Origin of the sequence: Sorangium sp. So ce1014 (assembly GCF_051521505.1) — a bacterium.
GTDB lineage: Bacteria > Myxococcota_A > Polyangia > Polyangiales > Polyangiaceae > Sorangium.
Window position 1 is genome coordinate 5,873,724 of record NZ_CP150356.1, and the last position, 24,536, is coordinate 5,898,259.

21 protein-coding genes are annotated in these 24,536 nt (G+C 69.5%); 4 read left to right on the forward strand and 17 right to left on the reverse strand.

The genetic code is table 11. The annotated features are described in order from the left end of the window. Positions 1-124 precede the first annotated feature (124 nt). Entirely contained in the window at positions 125-1,327 is a 1,203-nt protein-coding gene (locus WME75_RS22100; protein ID WP_437494199.1) for a hypothetical protein, read from the forward strand. Positions 1,328-1,505: 178 nt separating this feature from the next. On the opposite strand, the gene WME75_RS22105 is transcribed toward WME75_RS22100, so the two are convergent. From WME75_RS22105 to WME75_RS22125, 5 genes are all read right to left on the reverse strand, one after another. Further along, entirely contained in the window at positions 1,506-2,816 is a 1,311-nt protein-coding gene (locus tag WME75_RS22105; protein ID WP_437494202.1) for a glycosyl hydrolase family 18 protein, read from the reverse strand. A gap of 134 nt (positions 2,817-2,950) precedes the next feature. Next, positions 2,951-4,147, reverse strand: coding sequence for a glycoside hydrolase family 19 protein (locus WME75_RS22110; protein ID WP_437494205.1), 1,197 nt, complete (start codon positions 4,145-4,147; stop codon positions 2,951-2,953). Between the two features lie 521 nt (positions 4,148-4,668). Next, positions 4,669-5,595, reverse strand: a complete 927-nt coding sequence (locus WME75_RS22115; protein ID WP_437494208.1) for a hypothetical protein — start codon at positions 5,593-5,595, stop codon at positions 4,669-4,671. 139 nt (positions 5,596-5,734) lie between these two features. Continuing rightward, a complete protein-coding gene (locus tag WME75_RS22120) occupies positions 5,735-6,634 on the reverse strand; it encodes a PAS domain-containing protein (protein ID WP_437494211.1) in 900 nt (299 codons plus the stop codon). Between the two features lie 47 nt (positions 6,635-6,681). Continuing rightward, a complete protein-coding gene (locus tag WME75_RS22125; protein ID WP_437494213.1) occupies positions 6,682-6,957 on the reverse strand; it encodes a hypothetical protein in 276 nt (91 codons plus the stop codon). A gap of 495 nt (positions 6,958-7,452) precedes the next feature. Here WME75_RS22125 and WME75_RS22130 point away from each other — a divergent pair, with 495 nt between their 5' ends. Next, on the forward strand, positions 7,453-8,739 hold the full coding sequence (locus WME75_RS22130; protein WP_437494216.1) for a PAS domain S-box protein: 1,287 nt from the start codon (positions 7,453-7,455) through the stop codon (positions 8,737-8,739). Between the two features lie 46 nt (positions 8,740-8,785). Here the strand turns inward: WME75_RS22130 and WME75_RS22135 are convergent, their stop codons facing one another. From WME75_RS22135 to WME75_RS22160, 6 genes are all read right to left on the reverse strand, one after another. Continuing rightward, positions 8,786-9,751: a hypothetical protein gene (locus WME75_RS22135; RefSeq protein ID WP_437494219.1), complete on the reverse strand. Its 966-nt coding sequence runs from the start codon at positions 9,749-9,751 to the stop codon at positions 8,786-8,788. A 192-nt stretch (positions 9,752-9,943) separates the two neighbouring features. After that, positions 9,944-10,756, reverse strand: coding sequence for a HugZ family protein (locus tag WME75_RS22140; RefSeq protein WP_437494222.1), 813 nt, complete (start codon positions 10,754-10,756; stop codon positions 9,944-9,946). A 138-nt stretch (positions 10,757-10,894) separates the two neighbouring features. Further along, the gene (locus WME75_RS22145; RefSeq protein WP_437494224.1) at positions 10,895-11,329 is read right to left on the reverse strand and encodes a hypothetical protein; all 435 of its coding nucleotides are present in this window, start codon (positions 11,327-11,329) and stop codon (positions 10,895-10,897) included. Between the two features lie 27 nt (positions 11,330-11,356). Further along, positions 11,357-12,829 (reverse strand): hypothetical protein, encoded by a 1,473-nt coding sequence (locus WME75_RS22150; protein WP_437494227.1) that lies wholly within the window; start codon positions 12,827-12,829, stop codon positions 11,357-11,359. A gap of 68 nt (positions 12,830-12,897) precedes the next feature. Then, positions 12,898-14,730, reverse strand: a complete 1,833-nt coding sequence (locus tag WME75_RS22155; protein WP_437494230.1) for a radical SAM protein — start codon at positions 14,728-14,730, stop codon at positions 12,898-12,900. Between the two features lie 26 nt (positions 14,731-14,756). After that, the gene (locus WME75_RS22160; protein ID WP_437494232.1) at positions 14,757-16,031 is read right to left on the reverse strand and encodes a glycoside hydrolase family 1 protein; all 1,275 of its coding nucleotides are present in this window, start codon (positions 16,029-16,031) and stop codon (positions 14,757-14,759) included. Positions 16,032-16,275: 244 nt separating this feature from the next. On the opposite strand from WME75_RS22160, the gene WME75_RS22165 reads away from it, so the two are divergent. Continuing rightward, positions 16,276-16,941, forward strand: coding sequence for a tetratricopeptide repeat protein (locus WME75_RS22165; protein ID WP_437494235.1), 666 nt, complete (start codon positions 16,276-16,278; stop codon positions 16,939-16,941). A gap of 150 nt (positions 16,942-17,091) precedes the next feature. After that, the gene (locus tag WME75_RS22170) at positions 17,092-18,789 is read left to right on the forward strand and encodes an AAA family ATPase (protein ID WP_437494237.1); all 1,698 of its coding nucleotides are present in this window, start codon (positions 17,092-17,094) and stop codon (positions 18,787-18,789) included. A 93-nt stretch (positions 18,790-18,882) separates the two neighbouring features. Here the strand turns inward: WME75_RS22170 and WME75_RS22175 are convergent, their stop codons facing one another. From WME75_RS22175 to WME75_RS22200, 6 genes are all read right to left on the reverse strand, one after another. Then, complete coding sequence (locus WME75_RS22175) at positions 18,883-19,212, reverse strand: DHCW motif cupin fold protein (RefSeq protein ID WP_437494240.1); 330 nt, start codon at positions 19,210-19,212, stop codon at positions 18,883-18,885. A 59-nt stretch (positions 19,213-19,271) separates the two neighbouring features. Beyond that, entirely contained in the window at positions 19,272-20,003 is a 732-nt protein-coding gene (locus tag WME75_RS22180) for a methyltransferase domain-containing protein (RefSeq protein WP_437494243.1), read from the reverse strand. A gap of 78 nt (positions 20,004-20,081) precedes the next feature. Beyond that, positions 20,082-22,445 (reverse strand): lantibiotic dehydratase, encoded by a 2,364-nt coding sequence (locus WME75_RS22185; protein WP_437494245.1) that lies wholly within the window; start codon positions 22,443-22,445, stop codon positions 20,082-20,084. Between the two features lie 4 nt (positions 22,446-22,449). Continuing rightward, positions 22,450-23,295, reverse strand: coding sequence for a hypothetical protein (locus WME75_RS22190; protein ID WP_437494248.1), 846 nt, complete (start codon positions 23,293-23,295; stop codon positions 22,450-22,452). A 4-nt stretch (positions 23,296-23,299) separates the two neighbouring features. Further along, the gene (locus tag WME75_RS22195; RefSeq protein ID WP_437494251.1) at positions 23,300-24,199 is read right to left on the reverse strand and encodes a DUF692 domain-containing protein; all 900 of its coding nucleotides are present in this window, start codon (positions 24,197-24,199) and stop codon (positions 23,300-23,302) included. Between the two features lie 112 nt (positions 24,200-24,311). Next, complete coding sequence (locus tag WME75_RS22200; RefSeq protein WP_437494254.1) at positions 24,312-24,509, reverse strand: hypothetical protein; 198 nt, start codon at positions 24,507-24,509, stop codon at positions 24,312-24,314. Positions 24,510-24,536 lie beyond the last annotated feature (27 nt).

Below are 24,536 nucleotides of genomic sequence, written 5' to 3' on the forward strand. Positions count from 1 at the left end.
TCGTGCTGCGCATCGAGGACTGAGGGCTGACGCCGGGGGAAGCGTCGAGAGCACAGGGTCGAGCCTGAGATCCAGCCGGAGAGAAAGACGAGTTTGCGCGAGCAGAACTTGTTACGCTGGTCACATGATTCCGACGAAGAACAGTTGGCTAGTTTTCGGTCTCGTTGCGATCGCCGCGGGCTCGACGTTGGCGTGCACGCCCGAGAGCGCGTCGTCCACCAGCACAACGGGCACCTCCGGCGGCGCGGGCACCTCCGGCGGCGGGGGCGCTGGCCCGAGCGGCTCCTCCGGCAGCACGGGCACATCGGGCGGCACGGGCTCCTCCGGCAGCGGCGGCTCGTCCACCGGCGCGAGTGCCCTCCCGGCCGGCACGTTTCTCTACGTGCGCGCAGAGACGGCCGATCACGATCATCTCATCGCGCGAGACTTCGCGACCGGCGCCGAGCGCGTAGTCACCGATCTGCGCGGCGACGGTAGTGAAGGTTGGGAGATCTGGGGCCACACCCTCTCGCCCGACCGCACCCGCATCGTCCTCGCTTCGCTCTACGGCCCCACCAAGGCAGACAACGACACCCACATCGCGACCCGCCGCCTCTGGAGCCTCGCCACCGACGGGACCGACTTCCGCCGCCTCACGCCGGTGTTTCCCAACGACAACGGGGGCCTTACGGGCTTCGAAATCTCGGTGGACGCACCGATGTTCACGGCCGATGGCACCGGCATTCTCTATGACTTTGGCAACTGGTGGTACGAGGGGACAAGCCTCCAAGGCGGCTCTTCCCCGTGGCGCGTACCCGCGGGAGGTGGCTTGCCGGAGCTCTTCCCCGCGGTGTCGAGCTGCACGGTCATAGAACCTTCGGTCAACCCGGCCACCGGCGAGATCCTCCTCGTTCACAGCGTGTGCGTGAATTCGGAAGATCAGGGCATCTTCCTCTATCCGGGCACGGGCGGCACCAACCCCAGGAAGCTCGTGGATGAGGGCTACGGCGCAGGCCAAGTGCGGCCCTCCCTCACGACGGCGAGCTGGGTCGGCGACGGCAGCGGCTTTGTCTTCGTCGGAACCATCGATATTCCGGTCAACGACACCACGGTAGAGACGAGCGCCCTCTTGGCCTACGACATGGCCACAGCCATGATATCCCCCCTCGTGCTCGCCGAGCCCGGCACCTACATGTCGAGCGTGACGATCGCTCCCGACGCGACGTCCCTCGTCTACTGCCTGCGCCATGACGACGTGACGGATCTCCACGCCATCGACCTCACGCAGGCCGAGCCCGAGGACAAACCGATCACCACCGACGGCAAGAGCTGTTACCCGTCCTTCTGAAGCGTCTCTTGCGACCTCGACCGCTGTCCGCGACCGATACCGGGGATCTGGGGGGTCCACCCGGCCTCCGAGGCGCTTCACCGACCCTCGGAGGCGCTCCACCGGCAGCGTCAACAACGGACCCGCGCCGGTAGCGCGGCGGCCCGGCCCGGCCCGGCGCCCTCGCGATGGCGTCTCGCTACTGGACCAGCGGTCCGACGCGGTTGGCGAAGGGCCACCCGAGGCTCTCGTCGGTGTGGATCTGCCAGTCGAACGCGCCGCGGAGCGTCGGGTGGTTGCTCTCGATCTGGTTCCACGTGGGGATCGCCTCGTCGACGGACATGTAGTTCGGCTGGTCCCAGATCCCGAACCCCACGACGACGTGCGTCGGGCCGAGCAGCCCGACCCACTCGTTCACGTTGTTGACGATATAAGACTGCTGGTCCAGATCGGGACCGTCGTAATACTGCGGGGCCGCGTAGTCCATGGCGCCGGCCTCCACCATCTCCTTGCAAAACGTCTTGTCGCGGTTGTTCCAGGGGGCCGGAGGCGAGGTGATGAGGAAGCCCGGATAGCGCCGCTTCAGCTCCAGGCTGATCCACTTCATCTCGGCGGTGTCGGGCGCCTGATCGGCCTCGAAGGTGTTCCAGTCGATGCCGTCGAACCCACCCAGGTCGTTGTAGATCCCGACCACGCTATCGACGAAGGTCTGCGACTTCGTGCGATTCGGGAAGCTCATGCCAGCGCCGGCGCCGCCGACGGACAGGATGATCTTGCGACCCTGGGTCGTCCGCGCGTACTGGATGTCTGCCTTGAGGTTCGTCGCCGCTCCCCTGCCATCGCCCGGCGGCGTCCAGGTGACGGCGCCCGTCGTGCCGGGCGACCCGCCCACGGGCGTCGCGGCGAAGAGGTAGATCACGTTGTAGTTGCTGTTGACGTCGCGGATGCGGACGGGCGACGGCGTCCAGTTGGGATAATAGCCACCGACGACCTTGGCGGGCAGCGCGCCGATCGGGCCTGGGGTGGGATCGGGGTCGGGGCTGTCGCTGCAGGCTGCGTACGGCTCCCAGAAGTACGTGCTGACGGTCGGGATATAGCCCGGATTACCGTGCTCGGCGATGTAGGCCGACCCCTCGTAGCTCACGACGGCCCCCTCGTCATACCACGCGCCCTCTGTCCATTGCGGGTAGCTGCACGCCTCGTCGACGGGGCCCGGGCTGTCGTTGCAGCCCGTGTACGGCTCCCAGAAGTACGTGCTGATGGTGGGGCTATAGCCGGGGTTGCCGTGCTCGGCGATGTAGACCGACCCCTCGTAGTTCACGACGGTCCCCTCGTCGTACCACTGCCCGCTCCGCCATTCCGGAGCGCCTGCGCACACGGCAGACTCGTTCTGCTCGACGTCGATCTCGTCCTGCGGCGAACCAGCACCGAGGCATCCGACGCCGCTCGTGGCGATGGCGACGAGGATGAATGACAGCCCAGAAACCGTGGTAGCAGAATTGAGCAACATGGTAGATATTCCCTGTCTAAGTGGAGAAGAATGAAGGCTGACGGCCACCTTGCCTGCTGCAGTGTGGCCATGCGGTGTGCGATCCGGCGTGCTGCACACGGTGTTCCATCACCGCGATGAGGCGCCGGGGCAGCTCAGCAGCCGGTGTTGTTCCCGGGGCTCACGCCGAGGAGGCGCGTGAACTGCATGTATCTGTCCACGCGGCTCTGCACCTGGGCGGGGTTGCGGCCGTTGCACTCCAGCGCTCCGTTGATGGTACGGATCGTCTCGCCGAATCCGGCGCCTGTGACCATGGCGTCGTGCGCGGTCCTGGTGCCGGCGCCGGTCTGCGTGGTCCAGAACCAGAAGGCCGTACGCCACGCGACGTTCGCGTCCTGCGCGACAAGGTCCGGGTTGCTCTGGAGGGGCAACCCGAGCGCGTTGCCAGCAGCGCAGTAGTTGCCGTTCCAGGAGAGCTGTATCGGTCCGCGCCCGTAGTACGACTTGCCCGGTGCGCAGCTGCAGCCCGGCGGACCCCAGGAGGTATCGCAGAGTTGCGCCTTCGCGATCTCCTCGACGTACACGAGCCCGCCGGTCTCGTGCGAGGCATTGGCGAGGAAGGCCGCGACCTCCCGCTTGCGGGTGTCGGCGTCGCCCGTGGTGGCGAGCCCGGGGAAGGTCGACGCCGCGGCGATCAGCGCCCGGTACGTGTAGAACGGGTTGCGGCCCGGGAACATGGTGTTGAACACCGATTCGCTCAGGATCGCGCCGAACCCGTCGCCGCCGCCGCCGCCGCCACCACCACCACCATTGCCGCCACCGCCACCGCCACCGCCCCCACCGCAGCCGGCGTGGGGGTCCCAGAACCATGTGCTGATCGTCGGGTCGTAGCCGGGGTTATCGTGCTCGGCGATGTAGGGAGACCCGTTGAAGACCACGATATCGCCCGTGCGGTAGCTCTTGCCCCGCTGCCATGCGGGGTAGCTACACCCGCCGCCGCCGCCGCCGCCTCCTCCGCCGCTGCCACCCGAGCTGGCGCTGGTGCTGCTCGAGCTGGAGCAGGTCCCCGTCTCCAGCCAGAGCGCGGGCACGGCGGAGGGCGTCCAGCCCGCCAGGCTCGTGTGGCTCTGCCTGCATGAGTAGGACCTGCCGCCGTAGTTCACGACCGATCCGACCGTGTACGCGACGCCCTCGGCCCAGCCCGATGCGCTCGCACAGAGCGCCGCTTCCTGGCTGTCGAAGTCGTCCTCGTCCAGCGAGGCCTCCGCGACGCATCCGCTCGCGTTCACGGCCGCGGCGACGAGGACCAGGGACAGCAATGAACCAGGGATGATGCCGAGTTGGTGCGACATGGCAGTGCTCCTTTGCAGTTCGCAGGGGGTGTCTCGCAGGCAGCCCCGCCGGCCGTTTCAGCGCAGCGTCGCCGATCGCGAGGGTTGACCCGCTGCATCGCAAGGAGCAGGCCTGTGGCCGGCGACCTTCAGCGAGCGCCGTTTCTGGCCTTCGTGGAGCGATGAGCGCAGCGCGCGCGGCGATCGCGCCCGAGCGGGTGATCCACCCGATCACCCCCTCGGGCGATCCTGGGGATCGCCCTCCGGTGATCCCCAGGATCGCCCCTGTCGATCATCACGAGCCGGGCGACGAGGCGCGGGAACCTGTGATCCGGCAAAAGAAACAGGGAATCGATTCCAGCCCGCCCCCGCAGTGCAGCGTGGATGCCATCTTCCAGGGGACGCTCCGGGGTGAGGGATGGGCCGATGTCGCAGCACGATGTGAGCCAAGCACGGCGGCGGACCGCCCATCAAGCGATGCCAGCGCCCAGACTTCGCGTGACGCGGCGGAGGGATGCGCGCGCGGCGCGCGAGGCCAGAGATCAGTACACGATCTCGGAATACGGGCAGCGCTGCTGGATCGCCTCGACGTCGCACGGCTCGGGCGGCATGCAGTTGAACGAGGGAGGGCAGCTCGCGTCCTGCTCGCAGCCGCAGCCGCACGCGCTCTGGAAGTAGGCCGTGCTCTCGGGGCAAATGAAGTCGATGAGCGTGCACTCCTCCGGGCTGCTGCCCACGTAGCTGCGCCACCACTCGGTCTTCGGGTCGCACGCGCAGGCGCGCTCGGTGCACGCGACGTCGCCGCCGGCCAGGCACGTGCAGGTATTGCAGCCGTCGAGCGACGGGAACGAGCCGCCCGGCTCGTAGCTCGCGTCGCCGTAGGTGCAGGTCTCCGGGCAGCCAGCGTCCGTGCAGATGACGTTGCCGTCCACGTGGCACGTGCAGGTGTTGCAGCCATCGTCCGCCGGGAACACGTCCCCCGATTCGTGGCTCGCGCCACCGTAGGTGCAGGTCTCCGGGCAATAGGCGTCCGTGCAGGCAAGGTTGCCGTCCGCGTCGCACGTGCAGGTGTTGCAGCCGTCGCCCGCCGGCATCTCCTCCCCCGGCTCGCAGGCATGACACGCGATCTTCGTGCAGCCGACATTGCCGCTGCCGGAGGGGTCGCACGTGCAGGTGTTGCAGCCATCCGAGGCGGGGAACGACGCGCCGGGGGCGTGGTCGACGCCCTCGTAGGTGCAGCCGGAGACGCAGGCCACGAGGGTGCACTCGACACTTCCATCCTCGGTGCAGTAGCAGCTGTTGCACCCGTCCCTGTCCGGGAACGAGTCGCCAGGGTGGTAGACGATCCCATCCCTTTCACAGGTCCCGTCAACGAGGGTGATGTCGCAGCCCGCGAGGGCCCCGGGGAGGGAGACGGCGAGCGAGAGCAGGCTGCCGAGGTGGAACCAAGAAAGACGATGGACTGTCATGGGTTTCGCTCCTGTGCCAAAGAGTGCCACGGCGCCGCATCCGGCTGGAGGCGAATCGACCGTGGATCGATGCTGGAGCGAGGAGGTAGAAAATAACGTGCCAGCGCCCGGCGCCCCAGCGCCGGAGCTGGCGGCGCGCTCACGCGTCCTGGGTCACCCGGATCCGCGCGATGAACTCGACCCCCGCGCCGGGCTGCGTCTTGAGCGGGGTCAGCGTGACGCTGGCCTCGAGCGCGCGGCTGCGCGGGCAGACGAGGCGGCTCCGCGCGACCGCGCGCGCGGCCGGGAGCGGGGCCTGCACGTCGACGAGCACCGACGCGACGTCGCGCCCGTAAAGGCGCTTCTCGTCCACGCCGAACAGGTCGTGAGCGCTCGGGTTGGCGCCGAGGATCTCCCCCGCGCTGTCGAGCAGCAGGCACGGATCGGCGATCTCGGCGAGGAGCGCCCTCGACCGCTCCTCGAGCTGCGAGACGCTCTCCATCGCGATCACGAGCTCCTCCTCCAGCTGGCTCACCGACGTCCTCACGCCGGCGAGCGAATCGTACATCCGCGCGATGGTGGTGACGATCTGCCGGACCTCGATGGCCTCGAACGGCTTGCGGAGGATGAGCAGGTTCGGCGGACACCCGAGCTCGATCGCGATCTCATCCCAGCTGTAGTCCGAGTAGGCGGTGCAGATGACCGTGTAGATGTCCGGCGCGACGCTCCAGATCCCCTTGATCGTCTGGATACCGTCGAGCCCCGGCGGCATCCGCATGTCGACGAAGGCAAGGAAATACCTGCGCGGACTGGCCCTGACGAGCGCGATCCCATCCATGCCCGAGTGGGCCGATTCAATGGTGAACCTGAGCCCGTGAAGGGGGTCCGGCTCCTCCTCGGGCGGCTCGGCCCCGAACAGGCGCGACTCGAGGGCCTGCAGCCCGCGGATCATCTCCGGATCGTGGATCGGCCTGGGCACGAGCATCCGCTCCATCAATCCATGGATGTCCGGATTGTCGTCCACGACGAGGATAGGTCGACTTGCTGATTCCGAAGACATGAAGTTCCTCTCGAGTCGCTCCGGCCCCGCCGCGGGCCCCCCCGGGTCTACCGCCGATTCCGCTGCTCCAGCCGGCGCCGGACCGAGGCGACGCGCAGCTCGGCCCGCGCGACGCTGGCCGCGGTGCCGATCCCGCCGGGCATCGCCGCCGGCGGCTCGAGCACGTCGTACGCGTCGTCGAGCGGCAAGAGCGCGCCCTCCAGCGCGAGCCGCTCGCCCGCCCGGTCGACGATCTCCGCCGCCGCGGCGCTGCCGAGCGTCCGCCCGAGGCGCCCCACCAGCTCGGCGCGCTCACATCGAGGGGTGCTGTCCGAGGATCCCATGCCTTCGCGTTTCCTTGATCGCCATGTTGCGAGGCAAACATTGGACTCCCTGGCACGGGAAGTGTCAACAATCAGCGTGATCGCACGCACATCCCATCTGTTGACTCGAACTCAATAGGCGTAATCCAGACCACACCGTCCGGCAGAGCCCGGGCGTTTGCGGGCGGTGCCGTCGCGGGTCGCCGGGGCTGCGCCTCGCCTCGCGCGCCGGCGGCGCTCCCGGCGCGGCGGTTGATCGTCCGCCGCCGCCTCGTCGCGCGCGCGGGCAGCCGAGCCGTACCCCGGGGCCGCGCCGTCGCAGGTGTCATCCGCTCTGCAGAGGTTGTCCGCTGCGGAGCGCGCGGGCGCGGGTCGAAAGAGCGCGCGCGGGCCGGCGAGCGCTCGGTGCGGCGTCAAGATGGGCTATCGTCCTCTTCATCGCGGCGCGCGAGGGGGAGAGCGGCCCTCGGCCGGGCGTGGGCGGCCGCGGCACGGATGACGGGAGGAAGACCGAAGGTGGCGACAGATCACGACAGCATCGAGCGGCTCCGGGTGGAGAACGCCGGACTGCGCAAGGAGGTTGACAGGCTGCATGAGCAGCTGGGGCGCCGGGAGGAGCGGACGCGGCTGATCCTGCAGGCGGCCGTCGAGGGATTCCACGTCGTCGGGATGAACGGCGAGATCCTCGACTGCAATCCATCCTTCGCCCGCATCGTGGGTTACGAGCGGAGCGAGCTCCTGACGATGAACATCGGCCAGATCGACGCGCAATCGCCCCACGAGGTCGCCGCGATCATCGAGGAGATCAAGGCGAAGGGGGCGCTCCGGTTCATCACGAGGCACATCCACAAGGACGGCCACCTGATCGACGTCGAGGTCAGCTCTCACCTCGTCCGCAGCGGTGACGAGAAGTTCTTCTCGGCCTTCTCGCGCCCGCTCACGGAGCAGCTGAGGCGCGAGCAGGCGCTGCGCGAGAGCGAGCAGAAGTTTCGAGCGATCTTCGACGAGACATCGATCTTCATCAGCCTGCTCACCCCGAGGGGAGAGCTGCTCGAACGCAACCGGACGATGGCCGATTTCATCGGGGCTCGTCCGGAGGACGGGCGCGGCGAGCCGCTCTGGCGCGCGCCGTTCTGGGGCGGCGCGCCGGGCGTGGAGGAGCGGGTGAAGGCGTGCGCGCAGAGGGCCGCGTCGGGCGAGCCGACCTCGTGCGAGCTGGAGATCCGCGGCACGGGCGGGCGCGTGGCCACGCTCGACCTCAAGATGAAGCCGATCCTCGACGTGTCGGGCGAGAGCGTCCTCGTGATCGCCGAGGGGTACGACGTGACCGAGCTCCGGCGGGCCGAGGCGGAGCGGGCGGCGCTTCAAGAGCAGATGATCGACGCGCAGGAGGCGACGATCCGGGAGCTCTCGACGCCGCTCATCCCGCTCGACGCGGGGATCCTCGTGATGCCCCTCGTCGGGCGGCTCGACCGGGTGCGCATCGAGCAGCTGCTGGAGCGGCTGCTGCGCGGGGTGGTGGCGCAGCGCGCGGCCACGGTCATCCTCGACGTCACCGGCGTGCCGGTGGTGGACACCGAGATCGCGGACTCGCTGCTCAGGGCGGCTCAGGCGGTCAAGCTGCTCGGCGCGGAGGTCATCCTCACCGGCGTCGGCCCCGAGGTGGCGCAGACGATGGTGGGTATCGGCATCGATCTCCGGGAGATCGTCACGCTGAGCTCGCTCCAGAGCGGGCTCCACCACGCGCTCGGGCGCTCGCGGCGCGGGAGCAGGGCGGGCGACTCGCGGCGCCGCGGAGGCTGAGGAGCAGGCGGGCGACCACGGTCAGGGGCGGGTCAAGGGAAGCGCTTCACCGGCGCATCGGCTCCGCGAGCCAGCGCACCAGCGCGTCGCCATCGAGATCGAGCAAGGCGTCCTCGACCTCGCCCGGTCCGATCGCCTGTGCGCGCTCGACGATCGAGCGCTCCTCCTCGGTCGTCGGCCGGCGCCCCACCCGCCGCGCGAAGAGGCGGCCGAGGAGCTCGGCGATGACCCTCTCCGCCGCTTTCTCCGCCGCTTTCTCCGCGCTCTTCGCGGCCTGCTGCGCGGCCTGCTGCTCGGCCTCGAGGATCATCTCCCCGATGATCGGCATGCTCCGGAGCAGCTTCTTCTCCGTCTCCCTGTCGTCGAACAGCATGACGAGCTCCTTTCGCAGATTGTGACCCCAGGGGTCGATGGCCGCCATCACCAAGAGCGCGGCGTAGAGCTCGACCCGCTCCTCGTCGGTCGACGCTCGTGCGTGGATCTCCGCGACGACCTCCCGCAGCGCCGCCGCGGTCGCGTCGCGGGCCAGCGGGGCGAACACCAGCCAGAACACGCTGCCGCGCGCCCGGAGCTCGGCGATCGTGCGCTGGTAGACCGCGTCGATGCGGAAGTGCGCGCCGCTGAACGGCCGCTCCGGCCAGGCCGTGCGACGCTCGCCCGTCGCGGGCAGGCGCCGCCGGTGGCCCGAGAGGACCACGGCGACGCTCTCGATGGGCGGCACCGGCTCTCCGGGCGCTTCGGTGCGAAGCGCGGCAAAGAGGAAGCCGAGGTACTCGAAGACCCGATCCGGCACGTCGTCGCGCAGCGCGAAGCAGAACTCGACGTGCAGCACGCGCAACTCGCCGCCGACGCGCAGGCGCAGGGCCTTGTCTAGGCGTCGCTCGAGCTTCGTGACCTGGGTGTCGACCCACCCGAGGACCTCGACGGAGCGCCCCTCGGGGACGAACACGCGCGCCAGGTCTCCGGGGCATCTCCGGGCGATGTGGCGCAAGGTGATGTCGGCGTCTCCCATACGCCGCGCACCTGGCAGATCGCGTGCCGGGGGCGCGGATGGGTCCAACAGCGAGGGTTCCGGGGTGAGGCATGCGCTGCGGAGATGGCGCCGCCATGGCGGGGGCGGCGTCGCCACCCTTGAGGGCCCGGCCGCCTGGCCGGGCGCTTTCAAGCGCTTCGGCGAGGATGACTCCGCCGCCACCGCCAGCGCTCAAACGCTGCGCCCGCGCGCCTCGCGCACCAGCGCCACCATGGCCTTCCGGACCTCGTCCGACGTCGACACCGGCGCGTCGAACGGGAGCCGCGCCACCTTCGGCCCCGCCGGGGTGATGACGTCCAGCTCGAAGCCGTAACGATCGACCGAGGTCATCGTCGCACCGGTGGCGTCCTTGATCTCGGCGAGGGCCTTCGCATACGCGAGGACGGCGTCGGCGTGATCGGTGTTCATGTGCTCGAGGATGCGCGCGGCGTCCGCCGCGAGCGGATCCGGCTCGGCGGCCGCGTAATCGGAGGCGTCGACCCACGACATCCGGCCGAAACCGCCGACGTAGCGGATCGACACGGGGTCGAGCCGGTAGAAGGAAAAATCAGTAAAATCCACGTAGTACGACGCGCGCGGGTGCGCCGCCAGGAAGGTCGTCCGGGCGGCGGCTGCCTCGGCGCCCTCGAGCGGACGGCACGGGCCGATCAGCGTCATACGACCGAGCGCGAGCGGGTCCGCCAGGCCCTCGGCGGGCTCGGCGACGAGCAGCGACGCCTCGGGACGGACCTTGAGGTTGCCGGTGTGCTCGGCGAGCGCGGAGAGCAGCAGCAGCGGCCGCCCGTGCGCGTCCACGGCGACGGTGACGAGCGAGCCGTAAGGGTAGCCGGCGGGGTCCCGCGCGAGCGTGCACAGCGTGGCGGAGCGGGCCCGCTGCGCCAGGGTGCGGCAGCGCTCGGCGTGGCTAGGCGACGGAGCGTGCTGGACAGGGGGCGCCACCTCCGAGGCAGAGCCCGGCCGGCCGTGATCTGTGGGCGTCGACATGGAAAGCGGGTAGCACGCCCGGGGGGTTGCCGGGAACCCGGGAGACGGTGCACATCAGGGGCACTCAGCGGTGCATCGAGCTCGGATCGCTCGATGGCAGAGGCGGTGCGTTCCGGCCGGTTCCTGTTCGCCCTCGGTTCAGCTCGGCTCGTCGAGCACGTCGGTGAGCGTGCCGGCGGTGGCGGCCTGCTCGAGCCAGCGCTCCAGGCGTTCCGGGTCCTTCTGGGCGACGATGCGCTCGCGTGCTGCGTCCGGCACCGCGATTCCGCGCGCGCGGAGCACGGTCAACAGCGCGCGGGCGGCTTCCTCGATGCGCCCCTGCGCGACGTACTTCTTCGCGAAATCGCTCTGGTACTCGTAGCCCTTCATCATGGCCTCCAGCGCCCGGCGAGCCGCCTCGTTCAGGGAATTGTGCAGGAGCTCGTAGTAGAATCGGGCGCGTTCGTCATCGAGCCCCTGGAGCGCAGGCAGCACCGCGCCGGCGATCGTCGCGCCTTGCTCCGTCTCCCCGTGGGCCATCGCGGAGAGCACCCCCAGCTCCGGTCGATGGGTTGCTTCCGCTGGGTCCGTCACGACCGGAACGCTGTTGCGACGTCTTATTCAAGCAACCATGCTCTCCTCAACAACAAATGTTCGCCGCGCGAGTCGGCGGTCGCAGTCGCAAACACTCCACCAATCCTGCGGCTCCAGCGGGTATCCTAGATGACCGATCTCCCAGCCATTTATGGCGCCCCTGTAATCGACTGTCCATGCTATCAGCGCCACCAACATCGTTCGAACCAACGCAATGCGCCGCAACTCCCGCTCACCGTCATACCCAGCCGGCGCCATGAAACCTTGATGCACAACAACGTCACGTCCGCCCAATTCTGCGACCATCTCCGACGTAAGCTTCACCCCGTAGGCAAGAAACGCGCTGGGCACAATTCGACCCGACGAGAGACGGTACACACCCATAACTTTATTAAACAAAGAATCCTCAAACCCTGCGCTCGCCAACTCACGAATCACGCTCTCGTTATCCCTAACCCATTTCTTCCAGGCAGTCCTATCCTTAACAACCACCCTCTCCTCCTGACCAGTATGCTGGAGAGCCCAATAAGAGAACGCCTCCAGAGCGATCTGAAGACGCAGGTAGTCGACATCGAGATGAAGCGTCATCGCGTCTAGATATGAATCAAACGCCATCCAATAGGCAGCACGCCACTTGGGTCGATTGGCCCACGCGACGCTCACCCGCTCAAAGAAGATTACCGCCCATGCCTCATCCACCCACTCATCATTACTTCGCTCAATTGGCACTGGAGGAACAGAGCGCTTCAGAAGATTTCTCCGCGCTCCAGTCCCCGCCATGGCTGCAACAGTGTGGCAGTCAGGCGTCACGCCGAGCAACTCTGGCATTCGCAGCTGACAACCTAAGACAAACTGGAGCAGCAAAAAATCGTGACCCAGCATCTCCGTATCCGGCATACCAGCGCCAGTATCGATCAAGAGGTGCCAGACAGGGTCGCCCCGAACACCTCCCTGAACAAGATAGTAGGTATATGTTCCAGATAGTCGAAAGTGGCGTCTGTGGCCGCCGCGAAATCCACCAGCCGGGATGCGCTCGACGACCATATTGCCGCCAAAGTTGATCTCGACAGCGCCCTCGATTCGCCCGATCCAGAGCGATGGTGCCTCTCCGGTGAGCACGGTCCAGCTTGCCGCCTCAACCGTAAAGGGTCCGTGTGGACCCGTCACGTGCGCCACGCGCAGGATCATCTCACCGTGAAAGGTCCCGCCACCCGCGAATACGCCGTCAAGCTCGCCGTCTTGCGCGGACCGCATGAGGTCGTCGATGCGTGTGTAAAACCGCGACCCGCCGAGGGTAGCAACAAGCCTGTCTGTCTGTAACAGCACTACCGGCGCGAGCTCCGAAAAATCCTTACCATTATACCGAATTTGTTCAACCGGCCCCAAAGTTACCGGGGTCGGCTTCCATCCATAGGCAAGGGCCAAGAGCAGGCTGCGCACGTGCTGCGGCACTGGCACCGGCGCCTCGGCGCCCGGGTCAGTTGTATTCATGCTGGTCATTGCATGGTTGTCTTCAAAGTCGACGCCTACGGCGAGCCGCTCCGCTCTCGTCCGCCCAACGACCTGCGCTACGACGGCACCACCCGCAGCCGCCCGCGCTGCTGCCCCGCCGCCTCGCGCCCGCCCGCCTCGGCCGGCCGCGCCGGCGCCGGCCGCGCCGCGGCCGGCGGCCACACCGCGAAGTCCTCCGGGAGCGGCCCGGGGAGCGCCGGCTGCGCCGTCCGCTCCAGCAGCTGGAAGTCGCAGCGCGCGACGAGATCGAGCGGCAATCCCTTGTCCGGACCGCCCTTCGCGTACCACGCCCGCGCCGCCTGCACGTTGCGGATGAGCACGGCGTGCTGCGGATCGCCCTTCGCCGCCGCCGTGAAGTGATCCTGCATCGCCTGCCAGTCGCGCCGGCCCGCCGCGACGCACGCGAGCGCGTTGTACGCGAGCCCCGGCAACGGATACCCGAGCTCCAGCGCGCGCGCGACGTGCCGCTCCGCCAGATCGAGCTGCCCCGCGTCGACGTAGGCGACGCCGAGCTCCAGGTGCGCCGCGTGATGATCGCCGAGCAACGCGAGGATCGCCCGCCGCTCCTCCACCCCCTCGCGGTAGAGCTCGCGCAGACCCTTGTTCTGCTCGAACCACGCGCTCATCAGCGCCGTGTCCGCCTCCGAGGCGTCGAACGGGGTCTTGAGCTCCTGGAAGTCGCCGCGGAAATAGACGGCGCGCTCGAGCCAGCCGGCCGCCTCGGCGTCGTCGAAGTCGCGCGTCCCAGGGTAGATGGAGAGGCACGAGAAGATGTACTGGTGCGGCTTCGCCGCCTCCAGGAACGCGAGCGTCTCGCGGAACGTCTCCGCCGTCTCGCCGCGGTTGCCCAGCATCATGTAATAGCGGACCTGGATACCGTACTTCTTCGCGAGCTCGGTCGACTCGATGATCTTCTTGGCCGTGATCTTCTTGTCGATGTTCTTCAGGATGGCCGGCGACCCCGACTCGACACCGAGGCTCAGCCGCTGGCAGCCGGCGAGGCGCATCTCCCGGAGCAGGTCGTCGCCGAGCACGTCGACGCGCGTGTCGCAGCTCCACAGAAACGAGATCTTGCGCTCGCGGATGCCACGGCAGATCTCGAGGACGCGCTTCCTGTTCGTCGTGAAGGTGTCGTCCTTGACCTGGACCATCTTCACGGGGAGCTGCTTCACCGTGGCCTCGAGGGCGTCGAGCACGTAAGGCACCGACTGGCCCCGGAACCCGCGGCCCCAGGTCGCCTCGGCGCCGCAGAACGTGCAGGCCCAGGCGCAGCCGCGCGAGGTCATCACGATGTGCGTGCAGAAGTGGTCGTGCGGCGACGCGAGCGCGTCGAGGTCCTCGATCGCGGCCCGGGGCGGGCCGAGCTCGACGCGGCCCTCGACCCGGTAGGCCGTGCCGGCGAGGCCGAGCGCGGGCCGGCCGGCCTCGAGGCGGTCGAGGAGCTCCAGGAACGAGTGCTCGCTCTCGCCGAGCGTCACCGTGTCGATCTCGGGGTGGTGCCGCAGCATCTCGGCCGCGAGCGGGGTCGCGTGCGGCCCGCCGACGACGATGTGCGCCGCGGGATGAAGCCGCCGGATGCACCGGGCGGTGAGCCCCACGCCGCGGCGGTTGGCGGTCCAGCACGACATGCCGAAGACGTCCGCGTCGAGCTCGCGCACGATCCGCTCGACCTGCGAGAACGGGTACGACGAGAGGTTCAGCACCTTCACCTGGTGGCCCGCGCGGAGGGCCTGCGCGCCCAGGGAGAAGAGCCCGTACGGGGTCTGGTGGAAGTCCGGGTCGAGATCGCCCTCGCGGTAGTCCGCCGGCGGGCCGTCCCCGCTCGTGTCAGGCGCCTCTCCCGGCGCGGGGATCTTCCAGGGCGGTGGGTAGAGCAGCGCGATGCGCATCGGTCCTGCCTTTCCGGTGCTGAGGGTCACACGGGCGCGGCGCCGAGCGCGAGCGACGCGCCGTCGGCGTCGATGCGGCGCGCGCGCGCGATGCGGGCGTAGAGCTCGGCGCTCGGCCGGGGGCTGCGCTCCTGGGTCACGCGATCGACCTCGACGAGCCCGAAGCGCGGGGCGTACCCCTCGGCCCACTCGAAGCTGTCGAGCAGCGACCAGTGCATGTACCCGCGCACGTCGATGCCGCGCTCGATCGCCCGCGCGACCTCGGCGAGGTGCCGCACGAGGAAGCGCGGGCGCTGGTCGTCGTCGGCGTCGGCGATGCCGTTCTCGGTGATGTAGATGGGGACCCGGGCGCGGGGCCACCAGGCGTCGAGCACGTAGCCGAGCCCCTCGGGGTAGACCTCCCAGCCGAGATCGCTGACCTCGGCGCCCTCGGGGACGAGGCGCCGGAGGAAGCCCGCGCGCGCGTGCGCCGGCGAGAAGCGGACAAGGTCGCGGCTGTAGTAGTTCACCCCGAAGAAGTCGTGCAGGCCGCTGTCGCAGAGGGCGCGCGCGAAGGCATCGTTGAACAGCCGCTCGAAGAGCGCCGCCCACATGCGGTCGGCGAGGCGCCCGAACCGCTCCGGCTCGATGACGCGCAGGTGGTGCGCGACGCCGACGGCGATGGCGTGGCCGCGGCGGCCCGCGGCCTCGTGCATGGCGCGGTACATGGCGGCGTGGGCGCGGAAGAGGTTCTGGTGGGCGCGCACCGCCTCGACGGGCGAGCTGCGCGCGGGCGGCCAGACGCCGAGCAGGTGGGCCTGGAGGGCGAGCATGTTGGGCTCGTTGATGGTGACCCAGAGCTGGCAGAGATCGCCGAGCGCCTCGACGGCGCGCTCGGCGAAGCGCGCGAGGAGCGCCGGCAGCTCCTGCGAGAGCAGGCCGCCGCGCAGCGCGACCCAGCGCGGCAGGGTGACGTGGTGGACGGTGACCATCGGGGTGATCCCGGCCTCGAGGTGCGCGCCGAGCACGGCGCGGTAGTGGTCCCACGTGGCCGGGTCGAACTCGCCCGGCTCCCGCTCGACGCGCGCCCACTCGATGGAGAGCCGGTGGGCCCCCATGCAGAGCCGCGCCTGGAGCGCGACGTCCTCGCGGAAGCGGTGCAGCTGGTCGCACGCGTCGTCCGGCGTATCGCCGCCGCGGACACGCCCCGGCTCGCGCGCGAACGCGGCCCAGTCGCTCTGCGCACAGTGCCCCTCGACCTGTGTGGCAGAGGCGGCGGTGCCGAACAGGAAGGCGTCCGGGAAGCGCAGCTCCTCACCCATGGCCGCGCATCCTACGCGAACTCGCGCCGGGCGGCTGCCTTCCGGGCAGGAACGCGACCCCGCGGCGCGCTGCGCTGCGGCGTGACCTGCGCAACGGGCAGGACCGGCGTGCTGCGTACGGCGGGGCGCGCCGGGGGCGGCGACGGGGCGCGACGATTGCCCGATCGGCCGGGCGCCCGTACGATACGGACCGGTGCGGTGCGGAGGTGCGGCGGGCGCGGGACGGGGAGCACGCGCCCTCGCCGTGGCCCTCGCCGTCGCGCTGCTGCACGGGGCCGCGCTGGCCAGGGCGGACGGGGTCGGCTGGGCGACCGCGCAGGCCGCCGAGCTGACGCGCCAGGCCGAGGCCCGCGCGGCGGCCGGCGAGGCGGACGTGGCGCTGTCGCGGTACCTGGAGGCGGTCCGCTTCGACGCCACCTACGGCCCGGCGTACCTCGGGCTCGGCGCGCTGTACGAGCGGGCGGGCGACCCGCGCGAGGCGGAGCGCACGTACTCGGTGGGCCTCGACCACGTGCGCGGCTTCGTCGAGGGCTACCGCGCCCGGGCGGCGCTCCGGGCGCGCGAGGGGCGGCGCGACGAGGCGATCGCCGACTTCGAGGCGGCGGCGGCGCTCCGGGGCGCCGACGCCGGGCTGCTCCAGGACCTCGCGGCCGCCTACGTGGCCGCGGGGGCGCTGCCGGCGGCGCTCGGCGTGGCGCGGCGGCTCTCGGCGCTGGCCGCGCAGGCCGGCGATCCCGCCCGGGAGGCCGCGGCGAGGACCCAGGCGCGCGCCCTGTCGGCGCTTGTCGACGAGGCCGATCCCGTGCGGGCGGGCGGCGCCGATCGCGGCCCGGTGCGGCGCGCGCTCGCGCTGTACGCCGCGGCGCCGGCGCGCGGGCGGACCGCGGATCCGCGGCGCGAAGGGCGGTGATCGAGCCACCCGGGATGACCGCACGATCGTCCGTGTCGGACAGGGGAGCAGCCATGGACGGTAAGAGCGAGGCGCGGCGGCGAGAGGGCGCCGGGGCCGTGACGCTCGCTTGACCTCCAGCTTGTCCGGACAGCATACGGCTGGGACCCCATGTCCCTCCGCGTCCCGCTCGGCATCGACGACTTCCGAAAGCTCCGCGAGTCCGGGCTGGAGTACGTCGACAAGACCCACCTCATCCGCGAGCTGATCGACAAGGAGGGCGTCCAGGTCGTCCTCCTCCCCCGCCCCCGGCGGTTCGGCAAGACGCTGAACCTGTCCATGCTGCGCTGGTTCTTCGAGAAGCGGCAGGAGGATCTCACGCACCTCTTCGAGGACCTCTCGATAGGGCGGGCCGGAGAGCGCTACCGCGCGCACTTCCAGCGGTATCCCGTCATCTACCTGACATTCAAAGGAGCGAAGCAGGAGACGTTCGAGCGCTGCTGGGCGGCCCTGCGGGAGAAGATCGTCGAGCTCTACAACCAGCATCGCTATGTGCTCGACAGCGGCCAGCTCGGGGAGGTGGAGCAGCGCCGTTACAAGGAAGTGCTGGACGGTACCGCGTCCGAGGCCGTGTACGGCCGGGCGCTGCTGGACCTGTCCAGCCACCTCCACCACCTCCACGGCGAGCGCGTCGTGATGCTCATCGACGAGTACGACGAGCCCATCCACGCCGGGGATCTCCACGGCTACGCGCCGCGGATCCTCGACTTCGTGCGCACGCTCCTCACCGAGGGGCTGAAGGGCAATCCGCACCTTCACCGGGCCGTCCTCACCGGCATCCTCCGGGTGGCGCGTGAGAGCATCTTCTCGGGGCTCAACAACGTCGTCGTCTATTCGCTGCTCCGTTCGGATTTCAACACCTGCTTCGGGTTCACCGACGCCGAGGTGGAGCGATTGCTGGACAAGGCCGGCCGGCGCAGTCTCCTCGACGTGATCCGCGCCTGGTACAACGGGTATGACTTCGGCGGCGCGGTCATCTATAACCCCTGGTCGATCCTCAGCTTCCTGGAGGGGGAAGACGAGGATCCGCTCCCCTTCTGGCTCGGCACGAGCTCCAACGATCTCATCCAGAGGGTGATCGAGGAGCACGCCGTGACGCTGCAGCCCGCGCTGGAGGTGCTGATGGAGGGCGGCGAGATCGAGCGCGTGCTCGAGGAGAACGTGGCCGTCGGCGATCTCGCGCAGAACGAGGACGCGCTGTTCGGGCTCCTGGTCTTCTCGGGATATCTCCGCGCCGAGAAGCGCTCGCGCGGGCCCGGGGAGCAGCCCGCGCACGCCTTGAAGATCCCGAACCGCGAGGTGCGGCTGCTCTATACAGGCACGTTCCGCCGCTGGGCGGAGGCGCGACTGAAGCGACAGGGCACCAGCATGCAGCGGCTCCTCGCCGCGCTCCTCTCAGGCGACGCGGCTGGGTTCGAGGCGGAGCTCCAGGCTTTCGTCACCGATGTGCTCTCGTACCACGACGGCACGAGGGTCGCTCCGGAAGCCGTGTACCACGGCTTCGTCGCTGGCCTGCTCGCGGCGCTCGAGCCGGGCTATCAGGTGCGCTCCAACCGCGAGTCCGGCCAGGGGCGGCCCGACGTGATGATCCGGCCGACGCAGCCCGGCCGGCCCGGTGTCGTGCTCGAGCTCAAGGTCGCTCGCACACCGCGGGCGAGCCTCGATCAGGTGCTCGACGAGGCGCTCTCGCAGATCCGGACGCGCGACTACGCCGCCGAGCTGCGCGCGAGCGGGGCCACGCCGGTCCATGCGCTGGCCGTCGCGTTCGATGGGAAGATCGTCCGCATCCGGGCCGGCGAGCCGGGATAGGCGCGACCCAGAGGCGCGCTTGTCGGCGCCGGAGGGCTATGCAGCCGCTCCTCGACGATCCTGCGCGCCCCGTGTGCCGGCCCGCGCTCCCCTTCAATCGACGATGAAGAGCGTCGCGCCCGCCTGCGTGGACGAGAGGTGCGGCTCGGCACCGTCCGCCACCTGGTAGCTGGTCCCGGCTGGCAGCGTGAACGTCCGTCCGTCCTTGAGCTCGGTGGTCAGCTCTCCCTCGAGGACAAGGAGGACGTGCCCGCGGCTGCACCAGTGATCCGCGCGGTATCCCGGCGTGTATTCGACCTTCCTGACACGGATATTGCCGGCCTCGATCGTCCGCCAGATGGCCTTCCCGGTCTCCCCTGGATGCTCGGTCGGCTCGACCTTAGCCCAGTCGGCGACGAAGAAGGGGACGCCTTCAATCTTCATCCTCGACAACTCCTCTCTGCGCTCTCGCGCCCGCGCCGTGCGGCCGGCGCCCGGCGCGCTCACTTGATGGCCAGGAACCCCTCGAACGAGACGTACTTCATGACGGACATGATATCGACGAAGCCGGCCCGCTTCAGCATGTCGACGTTCCCCTGGGTCGAGAACGGCTCGAGCACTCCCTTGAGGCTCCGCGCCTTCGCGACGATCTCGGAGGGGGTGAAGCTCTGCTTCAGCTTGAACTCCTGGTACAGCGCCGTCGTGATGTCCTGGAACCTGGCGTCGCACGCCCGCACCTTCTCGAACAGGACGAAACAGCCCCCCCAGTTGAGGGACTGGTAGATCCTGTTGATGACCTCCTGCCGGAACTTCGGCGGAACGAACTGCAGACAGTAATAGGACACCATCATGTCCGATTTCTCGAAGTCCCACAGGACCGCGTCGCCGACGTGGAGCTCGACGTTCTTCATGCCGTCGAGGCTCGCGCGCGCCTGCGCGATCATGGTCTCCTCGACGTCGAGGCCGACCCACTTCGCGTGCTTGCCCGCGTTGTGCCGGGCCAGCTTCCCGAGGAGCTCCCCGGTCGACACCCCGAGCTCGTAGCAGACGGACCCGTCGTTCACGAAGAAGTCGCTGATCTGACAGATCAGGTCGTGCCCTGCGTCGTACAGCGGCACCGACCTGCGGACGTGCTCCAGAAACGTCTTCGGCACCTCCGCGCCGAAGGACCACGACGCGTTGGGCGCGAGGATACCGTCACCGACGCTGAACACCTCACTGTGCTGCATGCTCATAGAACTGTCTCCTCAAGTCAGGATCTGCTGTATCAAGCTCGCCTGAAGGCCGTCGCGCCCGTGCCCGCGCAGGCGCGGTTACCGGGGAGAGCCCTGGGTGGTGAAGGATGTCCGCAATTCGGAGGTGAACGCGCCGCGCTCGTCGGCGAGCCAGAGCTCGTCGGGGCCCGGTCGCATCTCCGAGATCGTCACGTCGTCGGCCTGCCGGGCCTGTTTGTAGAAGAGGTCGACGGCGAGGGGGTTCTCGAAGTCGACGTAGATCGGCTTGGGCTCTCCCGGGCATTTCACGAACACCCAGCGCGGCAACCCCAGCGCCCGGGCCCACGCGTGGACGGCCATGAAGGACTGGAAGCTCTCGCCGGGGAGCTTCACGTTCGGCAGGCTCGACCCGGAGGCGCGCCACGTGCGGCGCTTCAGCATGAAATTGCCGCACGAGATGCGGCACGGGTGCGCCGCGCCGAGCACGTCGGCGGCCAGGTCGAAGAGCATGCGGTGGAAATCCCGCGGCATCACCGTGATGACGTCCTCGAGGCGCCCCGAGGCGCGATCCAGGTACTTGACGCCCCCGTCGCGGAGCACGACGCGCCCGTTCCCGGTCGCGACCTGCCGCGAGAGCGGCGAGCGGCTGTCGTCTCCTGGCATGAGCACGTCGTGGAGGTTCGTCACCACGGGCCAGTTGAGGTTCGAGCGCTGGTGCCCGAGCGCCGGATCGACGAGCACCATGCGGCCGGGGGCGAGCAGCGCGTCGACCTCCTCCTGGATCTCGCGCGAGAACGGCGAGAACGGCTGCGCCACGGGCTGCGACACGTTGTGGACGCCCGGGTGCACCTCTCCGACGATGATCTGGTACTCACCGCTCCGCAGCGCCTCGAGGTCTCTGGCCGCGACAAGGAGATCGGGGGAATGCACGTCGACGCCGAGCGGCTCCGGGGCGCCGTCCGTGGGGCCGCTCTCCTCGAGCCAGCCGAGCAGGCGGACCAGATCGCGCTCCTCGATCATCACCTCGTCCGCCGGCGCCGGGCCGAGGAGGCGCCCCCACGCCGCCCTGAGCTCGCCCCTCAGCAGCTCGACCGAGGGCTCCAGGGCGGGGCTCTTCCGCACGGTCGTGAAGAAGAGCAGGAAGTCGACGCCTTCCTCGTCGCCCTCGGCGCAAAGCTCCCTGTAGACGCGCTCGTAGCGCGCATGGATGAGCTGCGCGGCGCGCTTCGCGAGCCACCGGTAGATGTTGCAGACGGGCTCCAGCACCGCGCCGAGCCTCGCCTCCACGGAGCGCCCGAGCTCGATGAACAAGGACCGCTCGCAGTCCTCGTAAACAACGTACCTGCCCGTGTACATGCTCCCGGCTTCCCGGTCCGTGTTGATCCCGAGGCTCTTCAACACGCTGTAAAGCTCGCTCGAGGCGCGCGCGCGCTCCTCCAGCGCGCCGCCCTGGTAGCGCTCCCGCAGCGCGAGGAGACCGTCGATCGTGTGCAGCCAGCGCGCGCGCCCCGGACACGCCTCGGGCAAGGCCGCGACCGTCCGCCGGACCCGCTCCTCGGGGCGATGCTCCGCTGTCGGGACCTCGATGTTCCGCACGAGCACGCCCTTTTCGAGCAGGAAGCTGCACGCGCGCTCGACCTCCTCCAGGCCCTGGCCCGTCTCGCGGGCGAAGCGCGCGGACAGCTCCGCCGCCGGCCAGGCGCCGTGGCGCCGCGCCTCTCCCACGAAGCGGAGGAAGTCCGCGGCTTGCGCCGAGAGCCGGGTCCGCTTGTTCAAGGGATACCGCAGCTCGGTGCCCTCGACGTGGCAGCCCGCGTTGAGCCGGAGCGGCAGGTGCGGGGACACCTCGGGATCGGCCGAGATCGCCGCGCCCAGCGCGACGGCTGCCCAGTGCTCGAACGACACGATCCGCCGCTTGATCCAGCCCGGGCCGGTCGCGCTCAGCCGGACGGGCTCGTCGAGCCCGGACATGCGCCCCCAGGCCATGGGGCCGAAGAAGCTCACGGTGTCGTTCTTCGTGCAGAGCCGCTGGAGGTAGCTCCACGCGAGGCGAACATGCTGTCTCCGGCGGCTGTCGAGCTGCGCCGCGCCGCCCTGCCCGAGCGAGCGGACCCGCTCGAGCGCCGCGGGGTTCAGGAGGAAGAGCGCCTCCTCCGCCAGCGGCCCGGACAGGCGCTCGACCACCTTGCTCCTGACGGCGCGCGCGTCGGCCGTGAACAGCGCCTCGCCCTCGGCCTCCAGCGCGGCCCGCCGCTCCGTCAGCTGCTTGCGCCGGACCGCCAGCGCGTCGGGCGCAGCCTCCGCCGCGCCGCCGCCTCGCCGCCCCGCGCCGAGACCGCGCAGCTCGTCCGCCACAAGGTACAGCTGCGCGACGACGGGGCGGCTCGCCTCGATGCCGAGATCGCTGACCCAGCCGATGGGGAACCCCGCCGATCGCAGCCAGAAGGTCCTCGAGAGGGCCATGGCGCTATCCTCTCGAGGCCTCGACGACCCCGTACCCGCAGAGCCGTTGCAGGATGACAACGTCGTCGCCCTCGGGGGGCTCGTCGCCCCCGAGCGAGCGGCGCAGCGCCGAGAGCGAGCGCGGCTCCGTCAGCGCGTTGAAGAGCCGCGCCCCGCGCTCCGGGATGCCGGCGAGCTTGTAGCTGCTCGTCGGCGACGGCACGTAGAGCAGCAGGTGCTGCGGTCCCTTCAGCAGCGGAGTCCGCCCCAGCAGGGACTTGTCCCTCAGCCACGGCCCGAGCGCGTGCTCCGTGGTCACGGTGATGCCCTGCAGGTTCCTGCGGAGCGTGGCGGCGCGCAGATCGACTCCATCGCTCGGCGCCGGGAGGCGGTAGCGCTCAGCGGGCAGCTTCGCCAGGCGGCGCACGAGCTCCACCGAGGCCGCCTCGAGCGCGATCACGTCGCGCAGATAGGGCAGCTCGGCGGCGAGCTCCGAGCGCTGCAGGAAGTCCAGCACGTCCGCGCAGAACGTGTAGACGAACGGCCCGTGATCCTCCCACCCCCGCGCCTCCATGTAGCGCTCGCCCAGCGCGCGCAGATCGTGGCCGGAGCTCACGAGCAGGCGCACGGTCAGCGGGGCGCCCGTCTCCAGCGCATACAGGAACGAGCTCACGAGGCGGAAGCGGTAGTTGACGATGAACCACCGCGTGCGGTGGGGCGTCTCGGCGTAGGCGAGCGCGATGGGGATCTGCTCCGCCGTGAAGCCGTGCTCCGAGGCGCGGTCAGCGAAGCCGGGCTCGAAGATCACGTCGCTGAGCGCGGGCTCGCGGAGGATCCGGCGCCAGACGGTCCAGACGGTCGACGCTTCCATGCGGTCACCCTGCCTGCCGTGTCGCGACCACGCCATACGCCTTGTCCCACGCGCGGCGGGCGCGCTCGATGTCGCGCACGATCATCTCGTGATCGCTCTCGCGCCCGAGGACGCGCGTCGACGGGTGGTGCGCCTGGCCCTGGTACTCGATGATGACCGCGCCGGGCCGGGCCCGCTCCAGCACGCGATCCAGGAGGTCCCACACGGGCTCCGGCACGCTCTCGTCGTGCCAGTCGTGGTAGAGGCCGTCCAGCCAGCTGCCGCCCGCGAGGTGGATCGCGATCACGCGGTCCAGCGGGATCGTATCCAGGTAATCCTCCATGTCGAAGCCCGGGAGGTTGATCGAGTTCGTGTAGATGTTGTGCAGGTCGAGGTGAAGGTAGGTCCCGGCCTCGTCCACGAGGCGGGCCATGAACTCGGCCTCCCGCATCTCGGCGCCTGGACACGGGATGTAATAGGCGGCGTTCTCGTGCGCGAGCGGCATCCCGTACATCTCCTGGAGCGCCCGCGCGCGCCCGGCCACCCGCTTCACCTCGGCGGTCGAGAACTGGACGGGGCTGCTCCAGATATCGAGCCACGAGTTGTCGCCATAGAAGCAATGGTTCGCCACCCACGGGCTGCCGATCGCCTTCGCCAGCGCGACGTGACGCTGCGCCGCCGGCGTCGTGTCGATCGGCTCGAAGCCGAAGTCGCACCCGTAGTTGGAGTGGGCGAGGAGCTTGTATTTCGAGGCGAGGCGATCGAGCTTCTCCTTCGCCCCCGGCTTCATGACATAGGGGCTGTCCAGGGGGCCCATCACGGTGTCGAGGAGGATCTCCATCGCGTCCACCTCCATCTCCTCGAAAGGAAACCAGTCCAGGATCTCTGGATTGTACTGAAGGCCGACTCCGAGGCTCGGGTACATAGAGGCGCTCCTTGACGGAGGCCGTGCCCGGTCGATCGCCCCGAGCGCGGCCCCGTTTTCAACTGCTCGGTGGAGGGCTGGAGCGTTCTCCAGCCCTCCATCGAGCCACCTGTCACGCGAAGACCTTGCTCTCCAGGACCTCGATGTCGTCGAGATCGAAATCCTCGAAGCTCGCGGCGACCGGCTTCTGGGCGGCCTCGTCCTTCGCGGCGGCGGCAGGGCCCTTGAGGGCCTCGGTACAGCTCTCCTGGGCAGCATGGCCGGTCGCCTCGAGCTGGTCGCCCGCTTCGTGCTCATTCAAACGAATCATTGCTCTTCTCCTCTGGAGGATGCCTGT

What these genes read in the sequence shown, in the direction of transcription:
- WME75_RS22100 (WP_437494199.1), top strand. Translation starts at nt 125, where the DNA reads ATGATTCCGACGAAGAACAGTTGGCTAGTTTTCGGTCTCGTTGCGATC.
- WME75_RS22105 (WP_437494202.1), bottom strand. Translation starts at nt 2,816, where the DNA reads ATGTTGCTCAATTCTGCTACCACGGTTTCTGGGCTGTCATTCATCCTC.
- WME75_RS22110 (WP_437494205.1), bottom strand. Translation starts at nt 4,147, where the DNA reads ATGTCGCACCAACTCGGCATCATCCCTGGTTCATTGCTGTCCCTGGTC.
- WME75_RS22115 (WP_437494208.1), bottom strand. Translation starts at nt 5,595, where the DNA reads ATGACAGTCCATCGTCTTTCTTGGTTCCACCTCGGCAGCCTGCTCTCG.
- WME75_RS22120 (WP_437494211.1), bottom strand. Translation starts at nt 6,634, where the DNA reads ATGTCTTCGGAATCAGCAAGTCGACCTATCCTCGTCGTGGACGACAAT.
- WME75_RS22125 (WP_437494213.1), bottom strand. Translation starts at nt 6,957, where the DNA reads ATGGGATCCTCGGACAGCACCCCTCGATGTGAGCGCGCCGAGCTGGTG.
- WME75_RS22135 (WP_437494219.1), bottom strand. Translation starts at nt 9,751, where the DNA reads ATGGGAGACGCCGACATCACCTTGCGCCACATCGCCCGGAGATGCCCC.
- WME75_RS22140 (WP_437494222.1), bottom strand. Translation starts at nt 10,756, where the DNA reads ATGTCGACGCCCACAGATCACGGCCGGCCGGGCTCTGCCTCGGAGGTG.
- WME75_RS22150 (WP_437494227.1), bottom strand. Translation starts at nt 12,829, where the DNA reads ATGACCAGCATGAATACAACTGACCCGGGCGCCGAGGCGCCGGTGCCA.
- WME75_RS22155 (WP_437494230.1), bottom strand. Translation starts at nt 14,730, where the DNA reads ATGCGCATCGCGCTGCTCTACCCACCGCCCTGGAAGATCCCCGCGCCG.
- WME75_RS22160 (WP_437494232.1), bottom strand. Translation starts at nt 16,031, where the DNA reads ATGGGTGAGGAGCTGCGCTTCCCGGACGCCTTCCTGTTCGGCACCGCC.
- WME75_RS22170 (WP_437494237.1), top strand. Translation starts at nt 17,092, where the DNA reads ATGTCCCTCCGCGTCCCGCTCGGCATCGACGACTTCCGAAAGCTCCGC.
- WME75_RS22175 (WP_437494240.1), bottom strand. Translation starts at nt 19,212, where the DNA reads ATGAAGATTGAAGGCGTCCCCTTCTTCGTCGCCGACTGGGCTAAGGTC.
- WME75_RS22180 (WP_437494243.1), bottom strand. Translation starts at nt 20,003, where the DNA reads ATGAGCATGCAGCACAGTGAGGTGTTCAGCGTCGGTGACGGTATCCTC.
- WME75_RS22185 (WP_437494245.1), bottom strand. Translation starts at nt 22,445, where the DNA reads ATGGCCCTCTCGAGGACCTTCTGGCTGCGATCGGCGGGGTTCCCCATC.
- WME75_RS22190 (WP_437494248.1), bottom strand. Translation starts at nt 23,295, where the DNA reads ATGGAAGCGTCGACCGTCTGGACCGTCTGGCGCCGGATCCTCCGCGAG.
- WME75_RS22195 (WP_437494251.1), bottom strand. Translation starts at nt 24,199, where the DNA reads ATGTACCCGAGCCTCGGAGTCGGCCTTCAGTACAATCCAGAGATCCTG.
- WME75_RS22200 (WP_437494254.1), bottom strand. Translation starts at nt 24,509, where the DNA reads ATGATTCGTTTGAATGAGCACGAAGCGGGCGACCAGCTCGAGGCGACC.